At 43.2% G+C, this 20,874-nt stretch carries 15 protein-coding genes and 1 pseudogene; 10 read left to right on the top strand and 6 right to left on the bottom strand.

The window, feature by feature from the left end:
• Positions 1–56: 56 nt before the first annotated feature.
• The 5 genes and pseudogenes from ASG93_RS33440 to ASG93_RS37380 form a co-directional block, all read left to right on the top strand.
• Positions 57–1,694 (top strand): sensor histidine kinase, encoded by a 1,638-nt coding sequence (locus ASG93_RS33440; RefSeq protein ID WP_162262902.1) that lies wholly within the window; start codon positions 57–59, stop codon positions 1,692–1,694.
• Positions 1,695–1,704: 10 nt separating this feature from the next.
• Positions 1,705–3,294: a response regulator gene (locus ASG93_RS33435; RefSeq protein ID WP_056839472.1), complete on the top strand. Its 1,590-nt coding sequence runs from the start codon at positions 1,705–1,707 to the stop codon at positions 3,292–3,294.
• A gap of 338 nt (positions 3,295–3,632) precedes the next feature.
• Entirely contained in the window at positions 3,633–6,848 is a 3,216-nt protein-coding gene (locus tag ASG93_RS33430; protein WP_056839469.1) for a LamG-like jellyroll fold domain-containing protein, read from the top strand.
• Between the two features lie 307 nt (positions 6,849–7,155).
• A complete protein-coding gene (locus ASG93_RS33425) occupies positions 7,156–10,434 on the top strand; it encodes a glycosyl hydrolase family 95 catalytic domain-containing protein (protein ID WP_056839466.1) in 3,279 nt (1,092 codons plus the stop codon).
• A 347-nt stretch (positions 10,435–10,781) separates the two neighbouring features.
• A pseudogene (locus ASG93_RS37380) lies at positions 10,782–10,985 on the top strand (discoidin domain-containing protein); the annotation flags it as partial.
• 738 nt (positions 10,986–11,723) lie between these two features.
• On the opposite strand, the gene ASG93_RS33415 reads toward ASG93_RS37380, so the two are convergent.
• The gene (locus ASG93_RS33415) at positions 11,724–11,927 is read right to left on the bottom strand and encodes a hypothetical protein (protein WP_056839462.1); all 204 of its coding nucleotides are present in this window, start codon (positions 11,925–11,927) and stop codon (positions 11,724–11,726) included.
• A 79-nt stretch (positions 11,928–12,006) separates the two neighbouring features.
• On the opposite strand from ASG93_RS33415, the gene ASG93_RS33410 reads away from it, so the two are divergent.
• Complete coding sequence (locus tag ASG93_RS33410) at positions 12,007–12,249, top strand: hypothetical protein (protein ID WP_156411130.1); 243 nt, start codon at positions 12,007–12,009, stop codon at positions 12,247–12,249.
• A gap of 60 nt (positions 12,250–12,309) precedes the next feature.
• Here the strand turns inward: ASG93_RS33410 and ASG93_RS33405 are convergent, their stop codons facing one another.
• On the bottom strand, positions 12,310–13,209 hold the full coding sequence (locus tag ASG93_RS33405) for an AraC family transcriptional regulator (RefSeq protein WP_056839458.1): 900 nt from the start codon (positions 13,207–13,209) through the stop codon (positions 12,310–12,312).
• Between the two features lie 128 nt (positions 13,210–13,337).
• Between ASG93_RS33405 and ASG93_RS33400 the strand changes: the two genes are divergently transcribed.
• Positions 13,338–14,186 carry a phytanoyl-CoA dioxygenase family protein gene (locus ASG93_RS33400; RefSeq protein ID WP_056839456.1) on the top strand — a complete coding sequence of 283 codons (849 nt, stop codon included), beginning with the start codon at positions 13,338–13,340 and terminating at the stop codon, positions 14,184–14,186.
• A 458-nt stretch (positions 14,187–14,644) separates the two neighbouring features.
• Here the strand turns inward: ASG93_RS33400 and ASG93_RS37375 are convergent, their stop codons facing one another.
• Positions 14,645–14,938: a helix-turn-helix domain-containing protein gene (locus ASG93_RS37375; protein WP_414858910.1), complete on the bottom strand. Its 294-nt coding sequence runs from the start codon at positions 14,936–14,938 to the stop codon at positions 14,645–14,647.
• Positions 14,939–15,312: 374 nt separating this feature from the next.
• Here ASG93_RS37375 and ASG93_RS33395 point away from each other — a divergent pair, with 374 nt between their 5' ends.
• From ASG93_RS33395 to ASG93_RS33385, 3 genes are read left to right on the top strand one after another with little or no spacing between them, the layout of a single operon-like run.
• A complete protein-coding gene (locus tag ASG93_RS33395) occupies positions 15,313–16,431 on the top strand; it encodes a fatty acid desaturase family protein (protein WP_056839454.1) in 1,119 nt (372 codons plus the stop codon).
• Between the two features lie 22 nt (positions 16,432–16,453).
• Complete coding sequence (fdhA, locus tag ASG93_RS33390) at positions 16,454–17,668, top strand: formaldehyde dehydrogenase, glutathione-independent (protein ID WP_056839452.1); 1,215 nt, start codon at positions 16,454–16,456, stop codon at positions 17,666–17,668.
• 51 nt (positions 17,669–17,719) lie between these two features.
• Positions 17,720–18,616 carry a sugar phosphate isomerase/epimerase family protein gene (locus tag ASG93_RS33385; protein ID WP_056839450.1) on the top strand — a complete coding sequence of 299 codons (897 nt, stop codon included), beginning with the start codon at positions 17,720–17,722 and terminating at the stop codon, positions 18,614–18,616.
• A gap of 54 nt (positions 18,617–18,670) precedes the next feature.
• Here ASG93_RS33385 and ASG93_RS33380 read toward each other — a convergent pair whose 3' ends face one another.
• From ASG93_RS33380 to ASG93_RS33370, 3 genes are all read right to left on the bottom strand, one after another.
• Positions 18,671–19,498: a sugar nucleotide-binding protein gene (locus tag ASG93_RS33380; RefSeq protein ID WP_056839448.1), complete on the bottom strand. Its 828-nt coding sequence runs from the start codon at positions 19,496–19,498 to the stop codon at positions 18,671–18,673.
• 338 nt (positions 19,499–19,836) lie between these two features.
• Positions 19,837–20,355, bottom strand: a complete 519-nt coding sequence (locus ASG93_RS33375; protein WP_056839446.1) for a GNAT family N-acetyltransferase — start codon at positions 20,353–20,355, stop codon at positions 19,837–19,839.
• A gap of 24 nt (positions 20,356–20,379) precedes the next feature.
• Positions 20,380–20,832, bottom strand: a complete 453-nt coding sequence (locus ASG93_RS33370; protein WP_056839544.1) for a MarR family winged helix-turn-helix transcriptional regulator — start codon at positions 20,830–20,832, stop codon at positions 20,380–20,382.
• Between the last annotated feature and the right edge of the window lie 42 nt (positions 20,833–20,874).

Raw genomic sequence — 20,874 nt, 5'->3', positions numbered from 1 at the left:
GCAGATGATGAATGTTCCGATACCTCTTTCGAATTTTTCAATTGATGAGAACTTCTTTGTTTGCAAAAGTGTTTATAACGACGATTATCATACAATCCTGTGTTATCCTTGCTTTAGGCCAGCTTAATATAAACAACGTAGGTAAAATGATTGAAAATAGGGAAATGGAATATGATCGCAATGAATTGATTAGCATTAAGGATGCTTATAATTTGAAATTGAATCAAATTCGCTCTTTTGTGTTCTCTTTATTTTCTGAATCCAATCAAAGTGAATCGATGCTGAGAAAGATCGAAAGATATAAGGAAAACGATTCCATGGACGGGATCAGACTGAAAGCGGAAATCGAACAATTTTTCGAATCCATGGCTTATACGGATGAGAAGATCAGCGCCATTGTTTTTACTAGAAAAAGCGATAAATACAATTTTTCTTTCGTTAAAAAAAGTTCAGATCCCCGAATTTTACCTAATTTTCTTGAGATGACTGCTTTTGAAGAAGAGCAATTTATTAAAATTTATCCATATAAAAATCAACTTTTTTTTATTTTAAAGGTGAACGATCCGCTATCACCAAAAATTTCGAATGTGGGCTCTCTTATCATTAGCATGGATGCTAGTTTCATGGAAAAAAGAGGTTCGTTCCTGAAAGAAAATTCGCTTATTGAATTGAAAAATGAGAATGGCTCATTAATGATTGGGGATGCCAGTAAATTTCCTGACGACCATTTCATTGCTGAAGTGAAGAATGAAGTAGATGACATGATATTTACGATATTTATCTCCAAAGATCAATTGAAGCAGTCTTTACTCAAAATGCGAAAAAACCAATGGACGATATTATCTGTCGTAGTATTGTTAAATTTGTTCGTTGCTTTTTACGTTTCCAAGCGATTATCCAAAAGAGTGAAAGTATTAACTCGCAATATGCGAGGCTATCAGCCCGGTGAATCATTTAAACCGATTCCGGTTATGAAGAATGATGAATTTACTATCGTGGAGAAATCATTTAATCAGCTTACTTTCAAACTCACCGAGTATATTCAGAAAGAATATATTTTGGAAATCAAGGCTAAGGAAACGGAATTGTATTTATTGCACTCACAGGTCAATCCCCACTTCTTATCCAACATGCTGGAAATTCTCAGAATGCAGGCCATCCAGGAAGATCAGTACGAGATAGCTGAAGCCATCTATGAATTGAGCGAAATTTTCAGATGGAATATAAGAAATAAGGAAATGCTTGTCACTTTATTTGAAGAAATCTACTACGTAGAGCTGTATCTTAAATTGCAAAAGATCAGATTCCCGAAAATGACATTCGAGATCCGGCTTCCGGAAGAACTGCAAAATCGGTCTGTGATCAAGTTTACAGTACAACCCATTATCGAGAACATATTTAAACATGCTATGGATAAGCGAAAAGAAGTACACATCCTGATTGAAGTTGCAGAATTGAATCATGCGCTTCATGTAATTATCCAGGACAACGGCAAAGGGATCCCTGAGGAGAAATTGCTCGCACTTCTTGAACAATGCGAGATGCCGTTATTTGATGACAAGATTCTTCCAAACATCGGAATCGTCAATGTGAACTCAAGAATTCGTCTTATGTACGGCGATGAATATGGTTTGAGAATCAGCAGCTGTCAGAATGTTGGAACAAAAGTCTGTTTAGTTTTTCCGAACACTTGAGGTGAGCTGAATGAATCTTAGAATCCGAAAAGTTATTATAGTGGACGACGAACACCTCATACGCGAAACGCTGCCCTCCATGATTGATTGGGAAAGTTTGGGTTATGAAGTGGTAGGGTTATTTGAGGATGGCGAAGATGCTTGGCATTTTATGCAGGCCAATTCTCCAATCGATCTAGTGATAACGGACATTCAGATGGATGAATGCACCGGTCTTGAATTGCTTAAGAGAATCCGCAAAGCGAATCTGCCCAGCCGCGTGATTATGATCAGCGGTTATGACGACTTTCAATATCTTCATGAAGCCATGAAGCTGGGGATAGACAACTATTTGCTCAAGCCGGTTAATAAGGATGAATTAATGGGTACTTTGGAGCAAATTCAGGAAAATCTTTTGCTGGAATATCAGAAATCCAGGGAAATGAATGAAGGCATCATGCTGATGAAAAACAACATTTTAAACCAAATTCTCATGGACAATTACTCGATTCGCGATGTTAGAGAAAAGTGTGAAATGTTAGGGATCGCCCTGGATGGTGGCGGTTTTCAAATTGCCGTAATCGACACTATCGTCAGACAAAAAGCCGTTTCATTATTAGCGGAAAGGCATCTAGGTCAATTTGCTATCATGAATATGGTGCAAGAAATTTTCAGCCAGGAAGAGAAAGTAGAAGTGATCGGCAATCAGAACGGGCAAATAGTAGTCCTATTTTCCGGTATCCAAGGTCAACGCCTATTATCGATCAGTTCAAAAATGAACGAGGTTTGCGTTCTTATTCACCAATTTCTTAAAGTATATGTCATTGCACTTGTCGGTAAAGCTTGTTCATCTTGGAGAGAGATCAGCCAATCCTTCTCAAGCGCAATGGAGTTATATGATTATAGGTACTTCGTTGATACTTTCACGGTTATCGATTACACCCAGAAGGATGAAGGGACGAAGAAGGAAACATTATCCAAACAACTTAGCCTAAACCTCCTTCATGAATGCTTAGAGAAGGAAGAATACGAACGCGCAGAGGAGTTCTTACACTTAATAGGCAAGCAACTACAAGAAATCGGGGTACGCGATCTCAATGTAGTAAGATCTGTTTTCATTGATATTACGCTTGTATGTTTAAGTAAATTACGTCAATTTGAATTCGAAATCTACGAGCACGACAGAGCCTTTCCTAAATCAATTAATGCTCTCTATGAAATGGAAACTACTGAACTACTATTCGGTAAATTTAAGGAATTAGTTTTATTTCTGGTTCAAATGTTGCAACAGTTAAAAGTGAAAAGAAGCACGAATATTATCGAGAAAATAATTACATTCATAGATAGTCATTACATGGAAAATATGACCATTCAAATTTTATCACAAAAGTTTTATTTATCCGCACCTTATTTAGGGAAAAGAATTAAATTTGAGCTTGGACAAACGTTCAATGATTATCTGAATCAGGTGAGAATCAACAAAGCCAAAAACCTGCTTTTGCTTTCCGATAAAAACACTAAGGAGATCTCTGAAAAAGTAGGGTATACGGAACCAAATTATTTCTATAGCCAATTCAAAAAAATAACAGGGAAATCGCCGACTGAATTCAGGAAAGGATGAATAGGATGTCAAAGATCAAATAATGTCAACTCTTGTTGACGTAAACCAAGGTGATGAAATAACTCATTTCATCACCTTGCCTTTTATATAGGTTTCCATAAGAATGATTTTTTGTAAGTACGCTAGTATTTTGAGCAAATTATTAATTATTGTACTTGTTTCAAAAATCGTACAAGGTACTATAATGTTAGCGCTTCCAATTATAGTGTGAAGGAGCGTAAATTGATAGGGGAGGTCGTATAGAAAATATAGAAACAATTCACCTAAGAAAGCAGCTTTGAGCGTATTCAATTAGTTGATTTCACGCGATGTTGTATAACGAAATGGGAGGAAATTACATGAAAAGAAGAGCAAGACTACTATTATTATCAGCCTCACTGCTTCAATTCGGAATACCAATGAGCTTCAACATCGCCCAAGCCGATCAATCACCGGATCCGTTACGCATAGTTAAAAATTATACCGGTGTATTCACAACTAAACCTACCGTATTTAATAATCACACCATGGATGCGCCTCTACTAGGGAATGGTGATGTTGGAGTCGCGATCGGCGGCGGAATTGATCAGATGACTTTCTATGCTGGGAAAAACGAGTTTTGGTCCAGAAGCCAGAAAAGACCTCTGCCGCTAGGGAGAATTTCTTTATCCATTCCAGGGATGACCGGGGCATCTTACAATATGGAGCAAGATATTGCTAATGCCGAGGTACGCGGAAACTTTACCTTAAACGAGAATACGATTAACACGACTAGCTGGATTTCAGCAACAGACAATCTGTTGATAACCAAGTTGTCGTATTCGGGTACGTCATCAACGACGGCAACAGTTGCACTGAAAGATGGTTTCGGTAATACGTTAAGTGCGAATACTACAGCCACCAATGATGTGTTGAGCTTAGATCTCCAAGCCGACCCTATTACGGTTAATACCAAAATCGGTAGAGAGGATTATGGCAGCGGAAGATATTACTTTAATGGCAACATCGATGATTTGCGGATCTACAACAGGGCGCTTACTGACACAGAGGTAACGCAGCTATACAATCTGCAATCCGTTAGCAGCGGCTTGACAACTCAGTATACATTCGATTCCATCCCTCCGGGTGCAGTTAATACGTCATCCGTCGCAGGCAAAATCGGCAATGCCTTAGCGTTCAATGGCACTTCTAGTTATTGGGACGCGGGTAATTTGACTATAGACCCTGGTGCTCCCAAGTCGCTCGGGACATGGATCTATGTCCCGAGCTTCTCATCAGATGCCAATTTCATCTTAGCCCAAGGGGAGTGGAATAAAAACACAAGCTTAGGTTTATCCAATGGCAAACTCCGTTTTCAGACGGCTTATGGCAATTATTTGGATTCGGATTCTGTGGTTCCTAAGAATCAATGGGTACATGCTATGGGGACTTTTGACGGTCAGTATATTAAATTATATATCAATGGTTCGCTGGTAAAAACGAGTACTTCAGCTATCGTATCAAACCCTATTCCACTTGTGCTTATGTCCAGTAGAATAGTAGGTACGACAGGGACCATCTCTAACGGTCAGCTTAGTTTTACGATGCAACCTGGTCAGACCTACACATTGGCCACCTCTCTAATCAGTAATACAGACAGCACAGACTATTTGAATGCGTCAGTTTCAAAAGTCAGTACCCTGACACAAGCCAATGTCGATTCCATAAATCAGAACCATCGCAGTTGGTGGACTGATTTCTGGACGAAATCGTTTGTAGAAATTCCAGACAAAACGATCGAGAAGAGTTACTATGGTTCACTGTATTTATTAGGCAGTAGTATGCGAGGTAATGAATATGCCCCGGCTTTGTTCGGGCCTTGGCTGACCCAGGTCATGGCATGGGACGGAACTTTTTTTCTCAATTACAATTATGAAACCCCTTATTATGGATTGTACCCTACCAATCATATTGATTTGACGGATAATTATGATCAACCGATCCTGGATTGGATTCCCAAAGGTCAAGCTGCTGCAGCATCCAACAGTTTCAGCGGCGTATATTATCCGGTTGCCATTGGTCCTTTGCCGGAAGGTTCCCCTGCAGTGGCAATTTTCCATAATCAAAAATCCAATGCTTCATACGCTGCTGTAAACATGATTATGAGATATAATTACACAAAAGATACGGTCTATGCCAATAAAGTTTACAATTACTTGAAATTAGTAGGGGATTTTTGGTCGAACTACATGACTTGGGATGGATCAAGATACGTAATTGCGAATGATGCACAGCGTGAAGGTGATGCATACCCACAAACAAACGGCGTTATTTCTTTAGGTTTTGTTCGGACGTTATATCAAGGACTTATTAACATTAGTACGGATTTGAATCAAGATGAATCGCTTCGTTCAGGTTGGCAAGACAAATTGGATCATATAAGCAATTTCTCTACTCAAACTCGAAATGGTCAAACGGTTTTCAGAACGACTGAAGTTGGACGTGATTGGAGCAGCAACAATTCAGTCGAAATCCAACATATTTTCCCAGGCGGTCAAATTGGACTAAGTAGTGATGCAACGATGTTGCAAACAGCCAAAGATACAGTTGGTCAGATGCAAAGATGGTCCGACGACAACGGTACGCCAGCTTTTTATACGGCGGCTGCGAGAGTCGGGTACGATCCAGCGACCATTTTGACTCAACTTAATTCTTGGATTACAAATCACAGTTATAAAAATATGCACATTTATTCTTACGGGGGCGGCATTGAAAATTTAGCCACCGTTCCTTCAGCTGTGAACGAAATGTTGCTGCAATCGCATCAAAACAAAATCCGTGTTTTTGCCGATTGGCCGGCAAATACGTATGCAAAGTTCCAGGATTTCCGGGCTTACGGAGGGTTCCTGGTATCCAGTCATATTGATAATAACACCGTTCAATATTTACGAATCATTAGCGAAAAAGGTAAGCCCGCAACCTTTATCAATCCATGGCCAGGACAAACATTGGCTATCTACCGCAACGGTGTAACCAGTGGAACATTGTCGGGTAATGAGGTCACGATAACAACTTCTCCGAACGAAACCATTCATATTGCAACTAATGGAACCACCTACAGTGAAATTCTTGATAGAATGACTACTCCTGCAGGTAAAGAAAATGTTGCCCTAAATAAGTCGGTAACAGATTTCAGCAGCCAATATGATACAACCACCTGGAAAGCGGCTAACATGAATGACGGAGTGGTTAATTCCACTAGCAGAGGATGGGCATCGAAAAGCGGCTCAGGAACCAGAGATGAGTGGGTGACGATCGACCTTGGCCAAACTTACAATTTGTCTTCCTTTACGATTCAGAACGAGGACGTAAGCGATAATCGAAATGTAAAGGACTATAAATTATATGGCAGCTCTACGGGCGCCTTTGGCGACGAAAAGTTCGAAATCTCGTCTGGGACGATACCTTCACTTCTCCACATGGCGACACATACGGTTAACTTCACTCCTGTGAATGCCAGATATGTTAAGTTTGTAGGCACTTCAAGCTATTCCAATTATGTCATTGTGGGAGAATTGAGCTTGTACGGAAATTAAAGGCGAGAAACAGAAATCGTACCTGACAATAGCCTAACCCTTCCTGTCATGACAGGAGGGTTGGCTATTGTTCATTCACTTCAGTTGCCCATTAGTGATATTCAGATAATTGGCCACGTCACCTTTTGCTTTTAATTTTTTGCATTAATTTTTTGAGTAAAACGTTAATTGTTGCACTATTTTGTTGAACGATGGACCATTATAATTTTAGTGTACAATTGAAAACGCTTACAAAATAATATTTTACGTGAAAGAAGGTGATAAAAACTTAATTGTTTGGAGCATAAACATGGAGGAGGTTTCTGAAATGGTTAACAAGTTCAAACATTTTACTAAGAAAATGATGAAATGCATGCTGATTGTAACTTTGACAACTGTGTCTTTGCAGATATATTCCAATCCAGTCTTAGCTGCTCCGATTGACGATGCGAACGCGATCACGAGTCAGAATGCGCAAAATATTGCTTCCAAGTACTCTGGCGTTAGGAATACACCGCCGACGTTGATCCCTAGCCCGAGCAACACGGACGCACCGCTAATCGGAAACGGAGACGTAGGCGTCGCGGTCGGAGGGGGGGCAAGCAATCTTACGTTCTATGTCGGCAAAACCGATTTTTGGAGCATCCCGAAAGGCAGTATCGAACCCGTAGGAAGAATCGCGCTAAGTATACCGGGTATGTCGGGTGCCTCTTATAACACCGTACAAGACATGTATAACGCCGAGGTAAGAGGAACGTTCTCGACAGGCGGAAATACGTTGAAAACGACAAGCTGGGTCAATGCGAACCAAGATCAGCTGATTACGAATCTCGCCAATACGGGCTCCGCGGCTCAGACCGTCACCGTTACGCCTTTGAATGGAGCGGGCGCGGTAGATTCGGGAATCACTTCAACGTCGAACGACATCGTATATATCGATCCCACTCCCGATTATTCCGGCGTTACCAATATCGGCCGTGAGCAGTATGGAGGCGGGCGCTGGTACTTTGACGGCGTTATCGACGATTTGCGCATATACAATAGGGCGCTGTCGGCTTCCGAGATGACGCAGTTATCCAATATGCAAGACGTTACGACGGGTTTAAGTTATCGTTACGCTTATAACGCCGTTCCTTCGAATGCGTATAATGCTACGCTGACGACTGGGCAAGTAAATCCGAATGCGTTGAGCTTTAACGGATCCAATAGCTATGTCGACGCGGGGCGTTTGAATACGGCGACTTATCCGACGACATGGAGTATCGGATCATGGATTAAGATTAATACGGCCAGCGCCACTTCAGCCAATTATATATTCAGCCAAAGCGCTTGGAATTCCGAGATTAGCTTGGGTCTATCAGGCGGGAAGCTTAGGGTCGCGTATAAGGGAAACTATGCGCAATCCGCAGCGGCGATAACGACGGGGAGCTGGGTATATGTTAGCGGTTCGTATGACGGAGCCACGATCAAGGCTTACGTGAACGGGACGCTTGTCGCTTCTACGTCCTATGCCGAGTCCAGTCCGTCCGAACCGTTCAGCAAGGTAAGAATGGCAACCCGAGTCATAGGCGCTTCGACCACCGTCGCCGACGGCAAATTGACGTTCACGATGCAACCGGGAAGCCAGTATCAAATCGCGACTTCCATCATCAGTAGCAGAGACGACGCGGATTATCAGAATAAGGCTCTATCGGACGTGAGCACGCTCACATCAACGCAAATTTCATCCAAGAACGCTTCTCACAGGGGATGGTGGCAAAATTTCTGGAGCAAATCGTTCATCGAGATTCCGAATAAAACTATCGAGGGTAGCTGGTACGGTTCGCTTTATCTGATGGCTATCACTTCCAGAGGAGCCGTTGCGCCCGGCATATGGGGAAACTGGATTAATCAGCTTGATCCGTTCTGGAAAGGCGATTATCACTTAAACTACAATTACGAAATGCCGTTCTACTCGGCATACTCAACCAATCATATCGAATTGACGGACAATTATGACCAGCCCGTGTTGGATTATATGCCCAAAGGCGAGTTGGCTGCCCAGTCGATCGGAGAGAGCGGCGTCTACTATCCCGTGGGCATTGGACCGAACCCGATTAACGCTAACGACGGTGTGTATCACAATCAGAAATCGGATGCGGCTTTTGCCGTAAGCAATATGGTCCAGCGGTATTACTATACGAGGGATCCCGCATATGGCGATAAAATCTATGACTTTTTGAAGAAAGTAGCGCTCTTCTGGCAAGGTTATTTAACCTGGGACGGCGCCAACAACCGGTATATCATCGAAAATGACTCGCCGCATGAAGGCGGTAGTTATCCTCAGACGAATAATGTCATGTCATTGGGTTTTGTACGTCTCATTCTTCAAGGCTGCATCGATATCAGCATCGATAAGAACGTAGATAGCACGTTAAGGGCTACGTGGCAAGATATCTTAAGCAAGCTGAGTGATTACCCTACGATGCAAAAGAATAACCAAACGGTATTCCGGCTTACCGAAACGGGCATGGACTGGAAAGACGGCAATTCCGTCGCTACGCTTCACATCTTTCCCGGCAACCAGATCGGTCTGAACAGCGATCCGAACTTGCTTCAAATCGCCTACAATACGGTAGATCAAAAAAGCGCGGTGAACACGTGGAGGGACGGAAACGCAACGAGCTTCTTCTATCCTGCCGCCGTCCGCGTCGGTTATTCGCCTAGCACGATTCTTTCAAAGCTTGATTATTATGCATCCGGGCGTTTATCGAACTTCTCGTACAATTTCTATGGCGGCGGTATCGAGAACTTGGCGACCGTGCCCGCTACGCTTACCGAGATGCTCGCGCAATCGTTCCAAAATCAGATCCGGGTATTCGCGAACTGGCCAACGAATACGGATGCCAAATTCGGCAATCTAATGGCTTATGGCGGATTTCTGGTGTCCAGCAAAATGACGAACAATACGGTAAAATACGTAAGGACCATAAGCCAACAAGGGCGAAACGCAACCTTCGTCAATCCTTGGCCAGGGCAAACACTCGTTGTCTACAGAAACGGCGTGAACGTAAGCAACGAGACGGCGTCGGGCAGTACATTCACCCTTTCGACTTCTGTAAATGAAGTGATTGATATTGCGCCTGTCGGTACGACTTATAATCAAATTATCAACGGTCTCATGCTGCCTGCAAATGTTTCACTCAACAAGACGGTAACAGGTTATAGCTCACAATTTGATTCAACGACATGGAAGTCAGCTAACATTAATGACGGAGTGGTCAATTCCACAAGCAGAGGATGGGCATCAGCCTACGGCTCAGGAACCAGAGACGAGTGGGTGACGATCGACCTCGGCCAAACCTATAATTTGTCTTCCTTCACGATTCAGAACGAGGACGTAAGCGATAATCGAAATGTAAAGGACTATATATTATATGGCAGCTCTACAGGCGCCTTTGGTGACGAAAAGTTCGAAATCTCGTCTGGCACGATACCTTCACTTCTCCACATGGCGACGCATTCGGTAAGCTTCACTCCTGTGAATGCCAGGTATGTTAAGTTTAAAGGCACTTCAAGCTATTCCAATTATGTCATTGTGGGAGAATTGAGCTTGTTCGGGAATTAAAGGGGCGACAATAGCCTAACCTCGTCAAGAGGGTAGGCTATTGTTGTTTTCATTTAGTTGCGCGCCTAGCCAAGCTAGGTACAACTAATTGATGAAAGATCAAACGTGGTAAGAGCCGAGTCGCCTCGTAGCTCGGAAATGTAGGTATTTTAGCAGCAAACGATTCATTTTATTCTTTTAACGGGCGACGGTGAGAATGCGTGCAGTATATGAAATAATATGGGATTTTAATCTCCGAAAAATGTGACTTGGGTTAAGTTTGAAGTTGTCGGTGGTGCGGAAAATTGGATTGCATCAAAAGTCATCGATACGATCGTGTTATATGATCGTTTACTGGATTCCCAGCAAGCAATGTAACCGATGGCAATGGCTTAACGAGATGGTCTTCTGCAGCAAGCGGCAGCGCAGAGTGGTTCAAGGTGGATTTGGGGCAAAATCAATCTGTAATAGGAGTAAACATCGATTGGGAAGCTCATTATGCAACCAACTATACGATTGAACTCTCGGCAGATGATGTGAATTATACGACCGTATTTACAAAAAACAGGTAATGTTTCAACCAACATCAGGAATTCGTTCCCATCGATACGATGATTCACGGAAATGGAGCTAATTATAGCTTCAATAACTTTATCGTATTTTTAAAAATTATTAACTAAGAGTCACTGATTTTGTCAGTGACTCTTAGTTTTGATTAACATATAATGTTTAAATTCTTTACATAACTAAGTAGTAGGGGTACCCTTTCTCGCCAGAAAGTATATCGTAGTACCCGCGCATGGCAATGGTATGATGCAGTTGCTCCGATCACCTGACGAGCGAGGCGATCTTCCGTGGGAAATCCGTGCTGGAATTCGATTTTGCCAACTTGGGTGATCGTCACGAAGGGAGCTTGTCGCTGTAACTCGACTTTTCCTACATAGCGAATGGTTTTCCTGATTTTCAAGTCAAAAGGCGCTGCAAGTGGGCATTTCTGAATTAGGCGAAGAAAACCAAGCAAGGCCCACACTCCAATTGGGCACAATCGAACTCGGTTCAGGCAAGGACAAGCGTTGAAGCCAGGATGAGACAGGATGTATGGGGTGAAGAAGCGACAGCGTCAGCCTTTGGAATCGTGTTGCTATCGCATAACAAGTTCAATGAAACACGATTCCAAGAGCGGATGGAACCCCATACCAGATTCCCTCACAAAGCACCCACCATACGACGCCCATGCAATATGTGTAGAAGTATCGCGTGGATCGAGAGCAGCTTTCGCGAGACGCCATAGAGAAAGTAGCCTCCTATGATCAGCTGCAATCCGATTGCCACAACAGCGCGATGCCTTCTTCCGCCCTGATCGCCACGTCTCCCCCGGTGCCAACGCTGACAGTTTCGTTCGTCCACAGATCCAAATATGAATCGCCAGACGCGGTCGCCAAATCCCTCGGAAATAACACGATTAAAGGATTCGGATTACCCGATTGAGTGACGAGCAGTCGCATCTTCAGCATAAACACTATGGGACGATTGACCAATTCCTAAGCATGGAGTTCGCGTTCCCGACGCCAGTGCGCGCAATTCACCCCCGTCTTGAATCAGATCAGGGCTTGGGCCGAAGAGGCTTACGATCTCGTTTGCGTCCAGTTACGCATGCCTGAGCACTTCAGTCAAGTACACGGTGCGCCACGCGAGGTCCGAATTGACGTTGAGTTAAGTTGGTTCGATAAACAAGCATACCGGCTGCCGGAAGCAAGCTGGTTTTCGATCGGCTTATGCGTCGGCAATCCGAATTTATGCAGCGATGGAAAGGTTTCGATCGAAGCAAGCCGCTGATTGCGTTCATCAGCGGCTTTGTTTCATATTGCGCCCCAGCAATGTTTGAAGCGAAGCTCATTATCTCAATCGATATTGACGGCGGAAGACCGTCGGAGCTACGCCTTCCATTTTTTGAAACAATTTGGTAAAGGCGTGAACCGATGAAAAACCGTACCGTTCGGCGATCTCCGTTACCGTATCGTTCGTACTTAGCAGGTCGTTCTTGGATTTGTTGATGCGGCACCGATTCCAATACCATTTTGGCGTAAAGCCAGTATGTGTCCGGAAAAGCATATGGAAGTGGCTTCGGCTCAATCCAAGCTTCTCTGCCCAACCTTCGACGTCCTCGTATCCACCATCTGCTAGGCGTTCCATCGATGCGATCAGCTTGGTTATACGCGGATCCGTGATATTGGATTGGCGTCTAGCCAGCCGATAGACTTGGTGAAGCAGGAGGTTGAAATGGCCAGTGATGGCTAGCGAATTCGGATAATCCTCGTGATCGAGAACTGAAAACTCAGGAGATACCACCTCGAACTCAGATGTTACCGCCTCGAACAATCCTTTCCATACGCTGATCGAATCCACAACTAGCGAGTCAGGAATCCCACAGTCGAGCTGCACGTCCAACAAACGGTCATCTGATTTCTCGGAATGTTGACACAATAAATCGTTGGGCATCCGTATCCCCGTCTTCAGTCGATAGGACCATTCGAAGAATACACAACGAAACGTGAGCGGACTATCCACATCCACCTCCCAAGTGTGGGATACGCCAGGCTGAATAAAGAACAAAGTTCCTGGCTGTAACCGTATATTCGGGCGGTCTTCGTAGATGATGACGCCGCAGCCGGATTCGATGAGATATAGGGAGGGGACGTAACAGAACCGAGGACCATTCCGATAGCCAGCGTGCAGGGGGACACGGATCGAAAATCGTACAAAAGGATTAATAAATTCAGGAATGAATGTAATCACCAACCTTTTCTTAAATAATATCATACAATCGGATAAATAAAATATTTTCAGACAAAGACAGAATGTCCCGCATTAAGTCATAATGGTCTTAAAGCGAGAGTGAATTCGCGACGAGAGGATGAGCTGAAGTGCCAAATGCAAATGGAATACCGACGCTAGAGGATATTTCTTTTTTCAAGACGAATGGCTACTGGGTGTCTCCGAAAATTATCGACGATGAAAGGCTGGCAAAGCTGCGCGAAAGAATGGAGAGAGTTTACAGGAACGAATTCGAAACCGGAACTCCTCCAGAAACCATCTGGAGCTACGAAAAAGGCCACCCGAAAGCTCTTCGCAAAACAGATATGGCGAGCTACGCCGATTTAACAATCCGCGCACTCGCCCACGATCCGGTGATCGGCGAGATTGCAGCTGCTTTGACGGAGACGGATACAATCCGTTTCTGGGCCGATCAGCTGCTGCATAAACCTGAACAATCCGGAGGACACGCTTCTGGCGTGGGTTGGCATCAGGACTATACGTATTGGAAGTGCTTTCAAAACGCAGAGACGCTGCTTACGGCATGGGTAGCCTACGATGATGTTGATGAAGAGAATGGCTGCATGATGATGGTGCCATGCAGCAACCATTGGGGGCTTCTATCAGGCAGTGACTTTTACGAACAAAATTTAGATAATCAAAAGAAGGGGATGAACGTACCTGAAGGGCATACTTTTCGGACTGTGCCAATCGTCATGAAAGCGGGGCAAGTCAGCTTTCATCACAGCTTGACAATACACGGAAGTGGGCCCAACGTATCGGACCGGGTACGCCGTTCGTCGGCGCTTCACTTAATGACTGGCGAAACGCGCTTTCGGTACGATGAGCGCTTCCAATACTTGTCGACCAAACAATTCGTGGCTTCAGGGGGTAAAGATGGCGATATCATTCAGGGAGATATGTTCCCCGTCACATTCAAGAAAGGCGTAACGGCATAATGCCGTTACGCCTTGTTTTTAGTAATCGATTAATGTATGAGCTATCCCTCACTTTGTTTTATATTGCGCCATTGACCGAATGTATAACTATTAGCTTGTTTAGACGCTTTCGTGAAATGATGCACGCCTAAGGCAGCAGTATAGCTGGACTGCATTTGCTGGAGCAGTATCGGAAGTTTTCGATCGGAGTATTTTCTAAGATAAGCAAAGAGGTCGTTTCTACATTGGATTTCATATACTAATGTAGAAGCGGCCTCTTTATTCTGTCCGGATGAGGAACTTGAGATGCTTCAGGATAACCTATGCGCCCATGTATATGACGAGTTCTTCGCGCAGCCAAATCGTGGTTAGACTCTTGATCTTCAAGATAAGATTCACAGACGCAGAACCAGTGGATTCGCTTCCATATTAATCCAGCGAGTTGTAAGTTTGGCAAAGTCCATCAGAACCGCATTATTCTAGCGGCTTTGTTCCATTTTTCGCCATTGCCCAGGGTTATATCCTGTAGCTTGTTTATACGCTTTCGTGAAATGGTGGATCGAGTAAAAACCGGTTAATTCGGCGATTTGTTTCAATGAGGAGCTAGTCGTTTTCAAAAGTGAGGTTGCGGCCTGGATCTTGACCTTACGATAATAATCCGAGAAGGACTCTCCTAGCTCATCCTTGAAAAGTCGAGAAAGTTGTCTTTCAGATGTATGTAAATGCTTGGCCAAATCCTGAAATTTGATCCGTATGGATAAGTTGTCACGAATATGAAGCTTTGCCTGGTTCAGCAGTAACGATTCACTTGGTTTAATCGCTGTTTTCTCATGGTCGCCTTCATCAAGAAATAATTGAAAAATCGCGCTTATTTGTTATCGGGAGGGGCTCCTATGGCAGCCAAATCAGATTTCAAGAAGATGAGTCGCATTTTAAATGAAAGCGCAGTGCAAGAACGTTGTTTTTACCCGTAAAACAGGGCGTTCCTTCGGAACAGTTTCGTAAGTCACAATTGACAGAAATCCCCTTCAATCAATCTTATATGTCCATATAGTGCAAATGAATGTCCGCTTATTTCAAAGACAAGGAGTCCCTAAAGGTCTATTATTATAGAAAGCGCTAACATGACGAGTGAGGAGGCTATTCCGTGTCAAATAAAAACGCTAAAAGAGATTACTCTCTCACAGGACCAGAAAACAAACGAGCACAGGAACGTGGATTAGCAGCGGCTGAATGGTATACAAGTCCGATTCCGCGTAAGCGTCTTAAAGAGCTAATGAAGCGTAAGGATGGACCCGCAATTCGGGATACGATCATCATGTTTGCATGGCTCATAGCTACGGGAATTCTTGCCTATTATTCGTGGGGTACATGGTGGGCCATACCGGCATTTGCCCTATATGGCATCAGCTACGCTTCAACCGCTGATTCCAGATGGCATGAATGCGGTCACGGCACAGCTTTCAAGACTGCATGGATGAATGATGCTCTCTATCAAGTTGCCTCTTTTATGGACTTAAGACCACCAACTCCTTGGCGTTGGAGTCATGCCCGTCATCACACAGACACCTATATTGTCGGTCGCGATCCAGAAATAGCGATGACTAGACCGCCCGTTTGGCGCATCCTTTTTGGAGAAATCATCCATATTTATGGCGGCTCACGAGATCTAAAAAGCATTATCACGCATTGCTTTGGGAAGCTGTCTGACACCGAAAAGGACTATGTACCAGAGTCTGAATTCAGAAAAGCGGTTTGGATCTCACGTGTTTGGATGCTGATATTCATTGGCCTCTTCATCTGGTGCTTTCAAATAGGGAGTATTTTACCGCTTATGTTTGTTGGCCTTCCGACTTTCTATGGTCCAATTCTCCTGATTGTAGTGGGTATAACTCAGCATTTGGGGCTGCATGAAGATGTTCTGGATCATCGCTTGAATACGCGCACGATTTATTTGAATCCTTTCATTAGATTCCTTTACTGGAACATGAATTATCACATAGAGCATCACATGTTTCCGATGGTTCCTTATCATGCCTTGCCTGCTTTGCACAAAGAATTGATGTTTGATTATCCGGCACCAAGTCCTAATCTTTGGGCGGCACTCAAAGAGGTTATTACAGCACTGATTAAACAGAAAAAAGACCCGCATTATGTCGTTGATCGTCCTCTTCCGAGTACAGCAAATCCTTATTTTTATGGGGATCAAGCTGACAGAGCAGTGTCTTCGCAAGTGAGCAATGAGCCACAAGCAATGATCAACTAAATGATGAGAGGAAGTTGAGAATATGGCAGGAAACAGAGCAGTCGTTTACAGTCAACCAGGAAGTGTTGAGGTACGTAATACGGATTATCCAGAATTGGTACTGAAAGATGGTCCAGGTGTCAATCCATTAAACATAGGACGAAAATGCGAGCATGGCGTCATTTTGAAAGTAGTAACTACTAACATTTGCGGCAGCGATCAGCATATGGTTAGAGGTCGGACAACTGCGCCGTCAGGTCTCATCTTAGGACATGAAATAACCGGTGAAGTCATTGAGGTAGGACGCGATGTTGAATTTATTAAAAAGGGAGACTTGGTCTCCGTTCCGTTCAACATTGCTTGCGGCCGTTGCCGCAGCTGTAAAGAACGGAATACGAATGTATGCTTAAACGTCAATCCGGATCGTCCTGGTTCCGCTTATGGTTATGTAGATATGGGTGGATGGGTCGGCGGACAATCGGAATATGTCATGGTTCCTTATGCGGACTTCCAATTGCTGAAGTTCCCGGATAAAGAGAAAGCCATGGAAAAAATTCTTGATTTAACGATGCTTTCTGATATATTCCCAACAGGCTATCATGGTGCAGTTAGCGCAGGCGTACGTCCGGGCTCAACCGTATACGTCGCAGGTGCAGGTCCAGTAGGCCTTGCTGCGGCTCACTCCGCACAGTTGCTTGGTGCAGCCGTTGTTATAGTAGGCGATTTAAATGCAGAACGGCTGGCACAAGCGAAAAGCTTTGGTTGCGAAACCGTCAATCTCCGTGAAAATGGCGATTTGGCAGGACAAATTGATCAAATTTTGGGCTCGCCTGAAGTGGACTCTGCCATAGACTGCGTAGGTTTCGAAGCACACGGTCATGGTAAAGCTCATGGCGAAGCACCGGCAACCGTGCTGAATTCGATTATGGAAGTTACACGCGCTGGAGGAAGCCTAGGGATTCCAGGGCTTTATGTAACCGGCGATCCGGGCGCGGTAGATGAGGATTCGAAGATTGGCACTTTGAAGATTCGTTTCGGTCTTGGCTGGGCGAAGTCTCATACCTTCGTAACGGGGCAAACGCCAGTAATGAAATATAATAGAGACTTGATGATGGCGATTCTCAGCGGCAGAGCACAAATTGCAAAAGCGGTTAATGCCACACTCATTTCGTTAGATGCTGCTCCGCAAGCGTACCAAGATTTTGATCGAGGTGTTTCCAGAAAATTTGTAATCGATCCGCATGGTCTAGTTAAATAAACAGGAAGATGTCATTCGATTCGATTTAATAACCATTTTAAGGAGATAACCATGAGCCATTGGAATAGAATTAATGATGGGACCTTAAATCTACCTAGACTGGATGTCCAACAAGCTATATGGGCCATGGAAGGATTAGGAGAGAACGGAAAGGAATGGTCGTTAGAGCAAAAGTTCGAGAAAATCGCTGAGGCGGGATTTAAAGGTGTTAGCTATTTGTTGCCTTCTCCCGAAAATATGGATACCTGGCATCGTTTACTTGACCGCTACAAGCTAAGTTTCAGTGCCATTGCTTACCCTGCTAAACCACAAGATATGATTGATATCATTCATCATGCCAACCAATTTGGCAGAGTACAATACATCAACTCACAAGTGTCGAATTCCTTTGTTATTGATAAAGAAGCGGTTCACTTACTTGATGGTTTGTTAAAAGTGTCTGAGGAATATAAAATTCCACACTTTATCGAGACGCACAGAGGGACGGTCACGCAAGATTTGATCCGCACCGCAGGATATGTTGAAGCTCTACCGGATCTTAGACTGATGATCGATTTATCTCATTATGTCGTTGCTGGTGAAATCCTCGGAACAAGTGAAAAAGTGGAAGTCTATTTCAATAAGCTTCTGGAACGTTCCGCAGGTATACATGGCCGTGTCTCAAGTGGAGAACAAGTCCAGGTAGATGTAGGAGTGGATGGCGATCATCCTATGATGGAGCATTTTACACGCTGGTGGCGTAAAGGTATGGCGCATTGGCTTAAGCAAGCGCAGCCCGGGGACTTATTCCCGTTCTGCGCAGAGCTTGGACCGCCCAACTATTACGGAATCACTCGCCGAGATGAGCATGGGCAAGAACAGGAAGTCTCTGATCGATGGCAGCAAGCGTTACTATTAAAGTGGATTATAGAGGAGCAGTGGAAGAAAGCACAAGATAAGTTATATTAAGTAAAGCCCGGACATGTGGTCACAGTTCGGGCTTTTTGTTGAACAAAGTAATTGCTATGATAAATATTCGATCAACTGCTCGTGGTTTATTTGGAGTTTTTTCGGCAAAGGATTATTGGTTAAAAGAGAGTTATCATATCTTTCGGGAATGACGGAGGAAAAAGTATCTTGCTTTAATACTTCGTATGCAGCATCCGTATAACCCCAGCGTGTCACAAGTTTTTTTGTAAATTCTGAATGATTCATGATATCTGTAGTCCCAAGGTGGTAAATGCCTGTGAGCCTTTGTTCCATCAAATAGGTAATCTGCATCGATAATAACTGATCGGTATTCCTGGTGGAATACACATTGGAATAGATCTTTATTGACTCTCCGTCTTGAAGCTGTTGTCTCAATTCATTAATTCGAGGTGTGTCATGACCCAAAATGGTTGGAATCCTAACGATGGTAAGTTTGTCGAGTAGTCTTTCAGCCATTAGCCTTTCGCATTCCGCTTTAAATTGTCCATAATCACTGGCTGCGGAGGGGGGATCCTCTTCGAAATGCGGCGAGTCGGTACTTGCATCGAATACATTAGAGGTGGAACAAAAAATCATTCGGCCACCTGTATTTCTTAAGTATGCAGCCGTTTGAATATGGAACTTAAGCTGCTTTACAAAATCTCCACGCAAAGCCATAACTACGAAATCTGGATTGACTTGCAATAAAAACTTTTCCAGTAAATCAAGTTCACCAATCGGAAGCTGAATAGTACGATCTGAAGGTAAAAATGATGGTTTCCTCAAATGATAACTTCCATAAACATCATGTTGATTAGCTGTAAGAGTTTTAGTTAGTGCTTTTCCGACTGTTCCGCTTACTCCGAAAATGATTATTTTCATTTCGTCTTATCTCCTTTGCTGATATAGAGAGGTACCTACTATCGGCGTGGGGGATGATTTCGTTGGACGAGCGAACCCTGATTATATTTTATGCTTCATCAAAAGTATCCGATGATACATACTCGTCTTGACCCGCGTTGCAGTACATTACTCCAATATTTCCGGATGGGACCATTGAGTGGGAGTAAGCTTACCATCGCTTGAGCCAGCATCGACTGTGACAGAGGGAGGAATGTTTAGCTTAATGACAGAAGAAGCAACTGCCACGGCGGCAAACTGCTCCCTGGATCGCTGATCTAACGGTTTGCCGTTATCTGAATTATCATTTCAGAGAAACGTTATATGAGTGTTTTGGTCATAATAAAATCTATTTGTTCTTCATCACCCATATAGAAAGAGTGGACGCCTGTTTGAACAAACTCCATTTTTTTATAAAAGGTAATTGCGCTCTCATTTTTTTCCCAAACTCCTAGCCAGATCTTCTCTTTATTCCGTTCTATAGCTATTTGTATAGTTTTATTTATTAGATATTTACCGAGTCCCTGTTTATGCAGTTCTTTCCTTATATAAATCCTCTCGATTTCAAGCGAATCATTGCCCATTATTTCAGTTTGAGCATCATTGGTGTTTAGCTTTAAATACCCGGCAATTTCCTCATTAGAATAAATAAAATAGAATTCCGAAGAGATATTTGATAATTCTTTTTCTAATTGTTTTAAGTTAAATGCTCTTTCCAAGTAGGCTTTTATATTTTCAGGTGAATTTTGATCCTTAAATGTCTCTTTAAATGTTTCAACACTAATTTCTTGAAGTAAGCCTAAATCTTCAAACGTGCACTTTTTTATATTTATAGTCATTTTATTTGTCCTCCTTGTATTAAATCAATAATTTCGCTTGTTTCCCTTTTTTACAAACTCCCAGTCTTTTTCTACATTTTTTCTGACTCTTTGCAACAGGTTTAAAATGGTTTCTACTTCACTTTCGGAGAATCCAGATAGTGCGACCATATTGGAATGATCGTTTTCCCTTTTTATTAAAGGGTAAACAGTCTTCCCTTTCTCTGTAGGAAATAGTTTTTTAATTTTTTGGTTATATGGATCATCATTCTTTTCAATAAAACCATTAATCTCAAGTTTCTTGATAGCACGAGCAGCTGTTGTTCGGTCTACCTTTATCATTTCAGCTAACTTTTCTTGAATAATTCCTGGATTTTCACATATTCGAACGAGGTACAAGTACTGTCCTTTTGTAAGGTCATATTTTTTAAATTCTATATTACTTATAGAATCCAATGCCCTAGCAATCATTCCAACCTCACGTAGAATTTCCTTCATATTTGCAGCTCCATTAATATTGTATTTTTCAAACGTGGTAAA

The organism is Paenibacillus sp. Soil787 (assembly GCF_001429545.1).
Taxonomy (GTDB): Bacteria; Bacillota; Bacilli; order Paenibacillales; family NBRC-103111; genus Paenibacillus_E.
The sequence above is the reverse complement of the archived record's forward strand: the minus strand, read 5'-3'. Positions and strand labels throughout refer to the sequence as shown.

What these genes read in the sequence shown, in the direction of transcription:
- ASG93_RS33425 (WP_056839466.1), top strand. Translation starts at nt 7,156, where the DNA reads ATGGTTAACAAGTTCAAACATTTTACTAAGAAAATGATGAAATGCATG.
- fdhA (WP_056839452.1), top strand. Translation starts at nt 16,454, where the DNA reads ATGGCAGGAAACAGAGCAGTCGTTTACAGTCAACCAGGAAGTGTTGAG.
- ASG93_RS33380 (WP_056839448.1), bottom strand. Translation starts at nt 19,498, where the DNA reads ATGAAAATAATCATTTTCGGAGTAAGCGGAACAGTCGGAAAAGCACTA.
- ASG93_RS33435 (WP_056839472.1), top strand. Translation starts at nt 1,705, where the DNA reads ATGAATCTTAGAATCCGAAAAGTTATTATAGTGGACGACGAACACCTC.
- ASG93_RS33370 (WP_056839544.1), bottom strand. Translation starts at nt 20,832, where the DNA reads ATGAAGGAAATTCTACGTGAGGTTGGAATGATTGCTAGGGCATTGGAT.
- ASG93_RS33375 (WP_056839446.1), bottom strand. Translation starts at nt 20,355, where the DNA reads ATGACTATAAATATAAAAAAGTGCACGTTTGAAGATTTAGGCTTACTT.
- ASG93_RS33430 (WP_056839469.1), top strand. Translation starts at nt 3,633, where the DNA reads ATGAAAAGAAGAGCAAGACTACTATTATTATCAGCCTCACTGCTTCAA.
- ASG93_RS33385 (WP_056839450.1), top strand. Translation starts at nt 17,720, where the DNA reads ATGAGCCATTGGAATAGAATTAATGATGGGACCTTAAATCTACCTAGA.
- ASG93_RS33415 (WP_056839462.1), bottom strand. Translation starts at nt 11,927, where the DNA reads ATGCTGAAGATGCGACTGCTCGTCACTCAATCGGGTAATCCGAATCCT.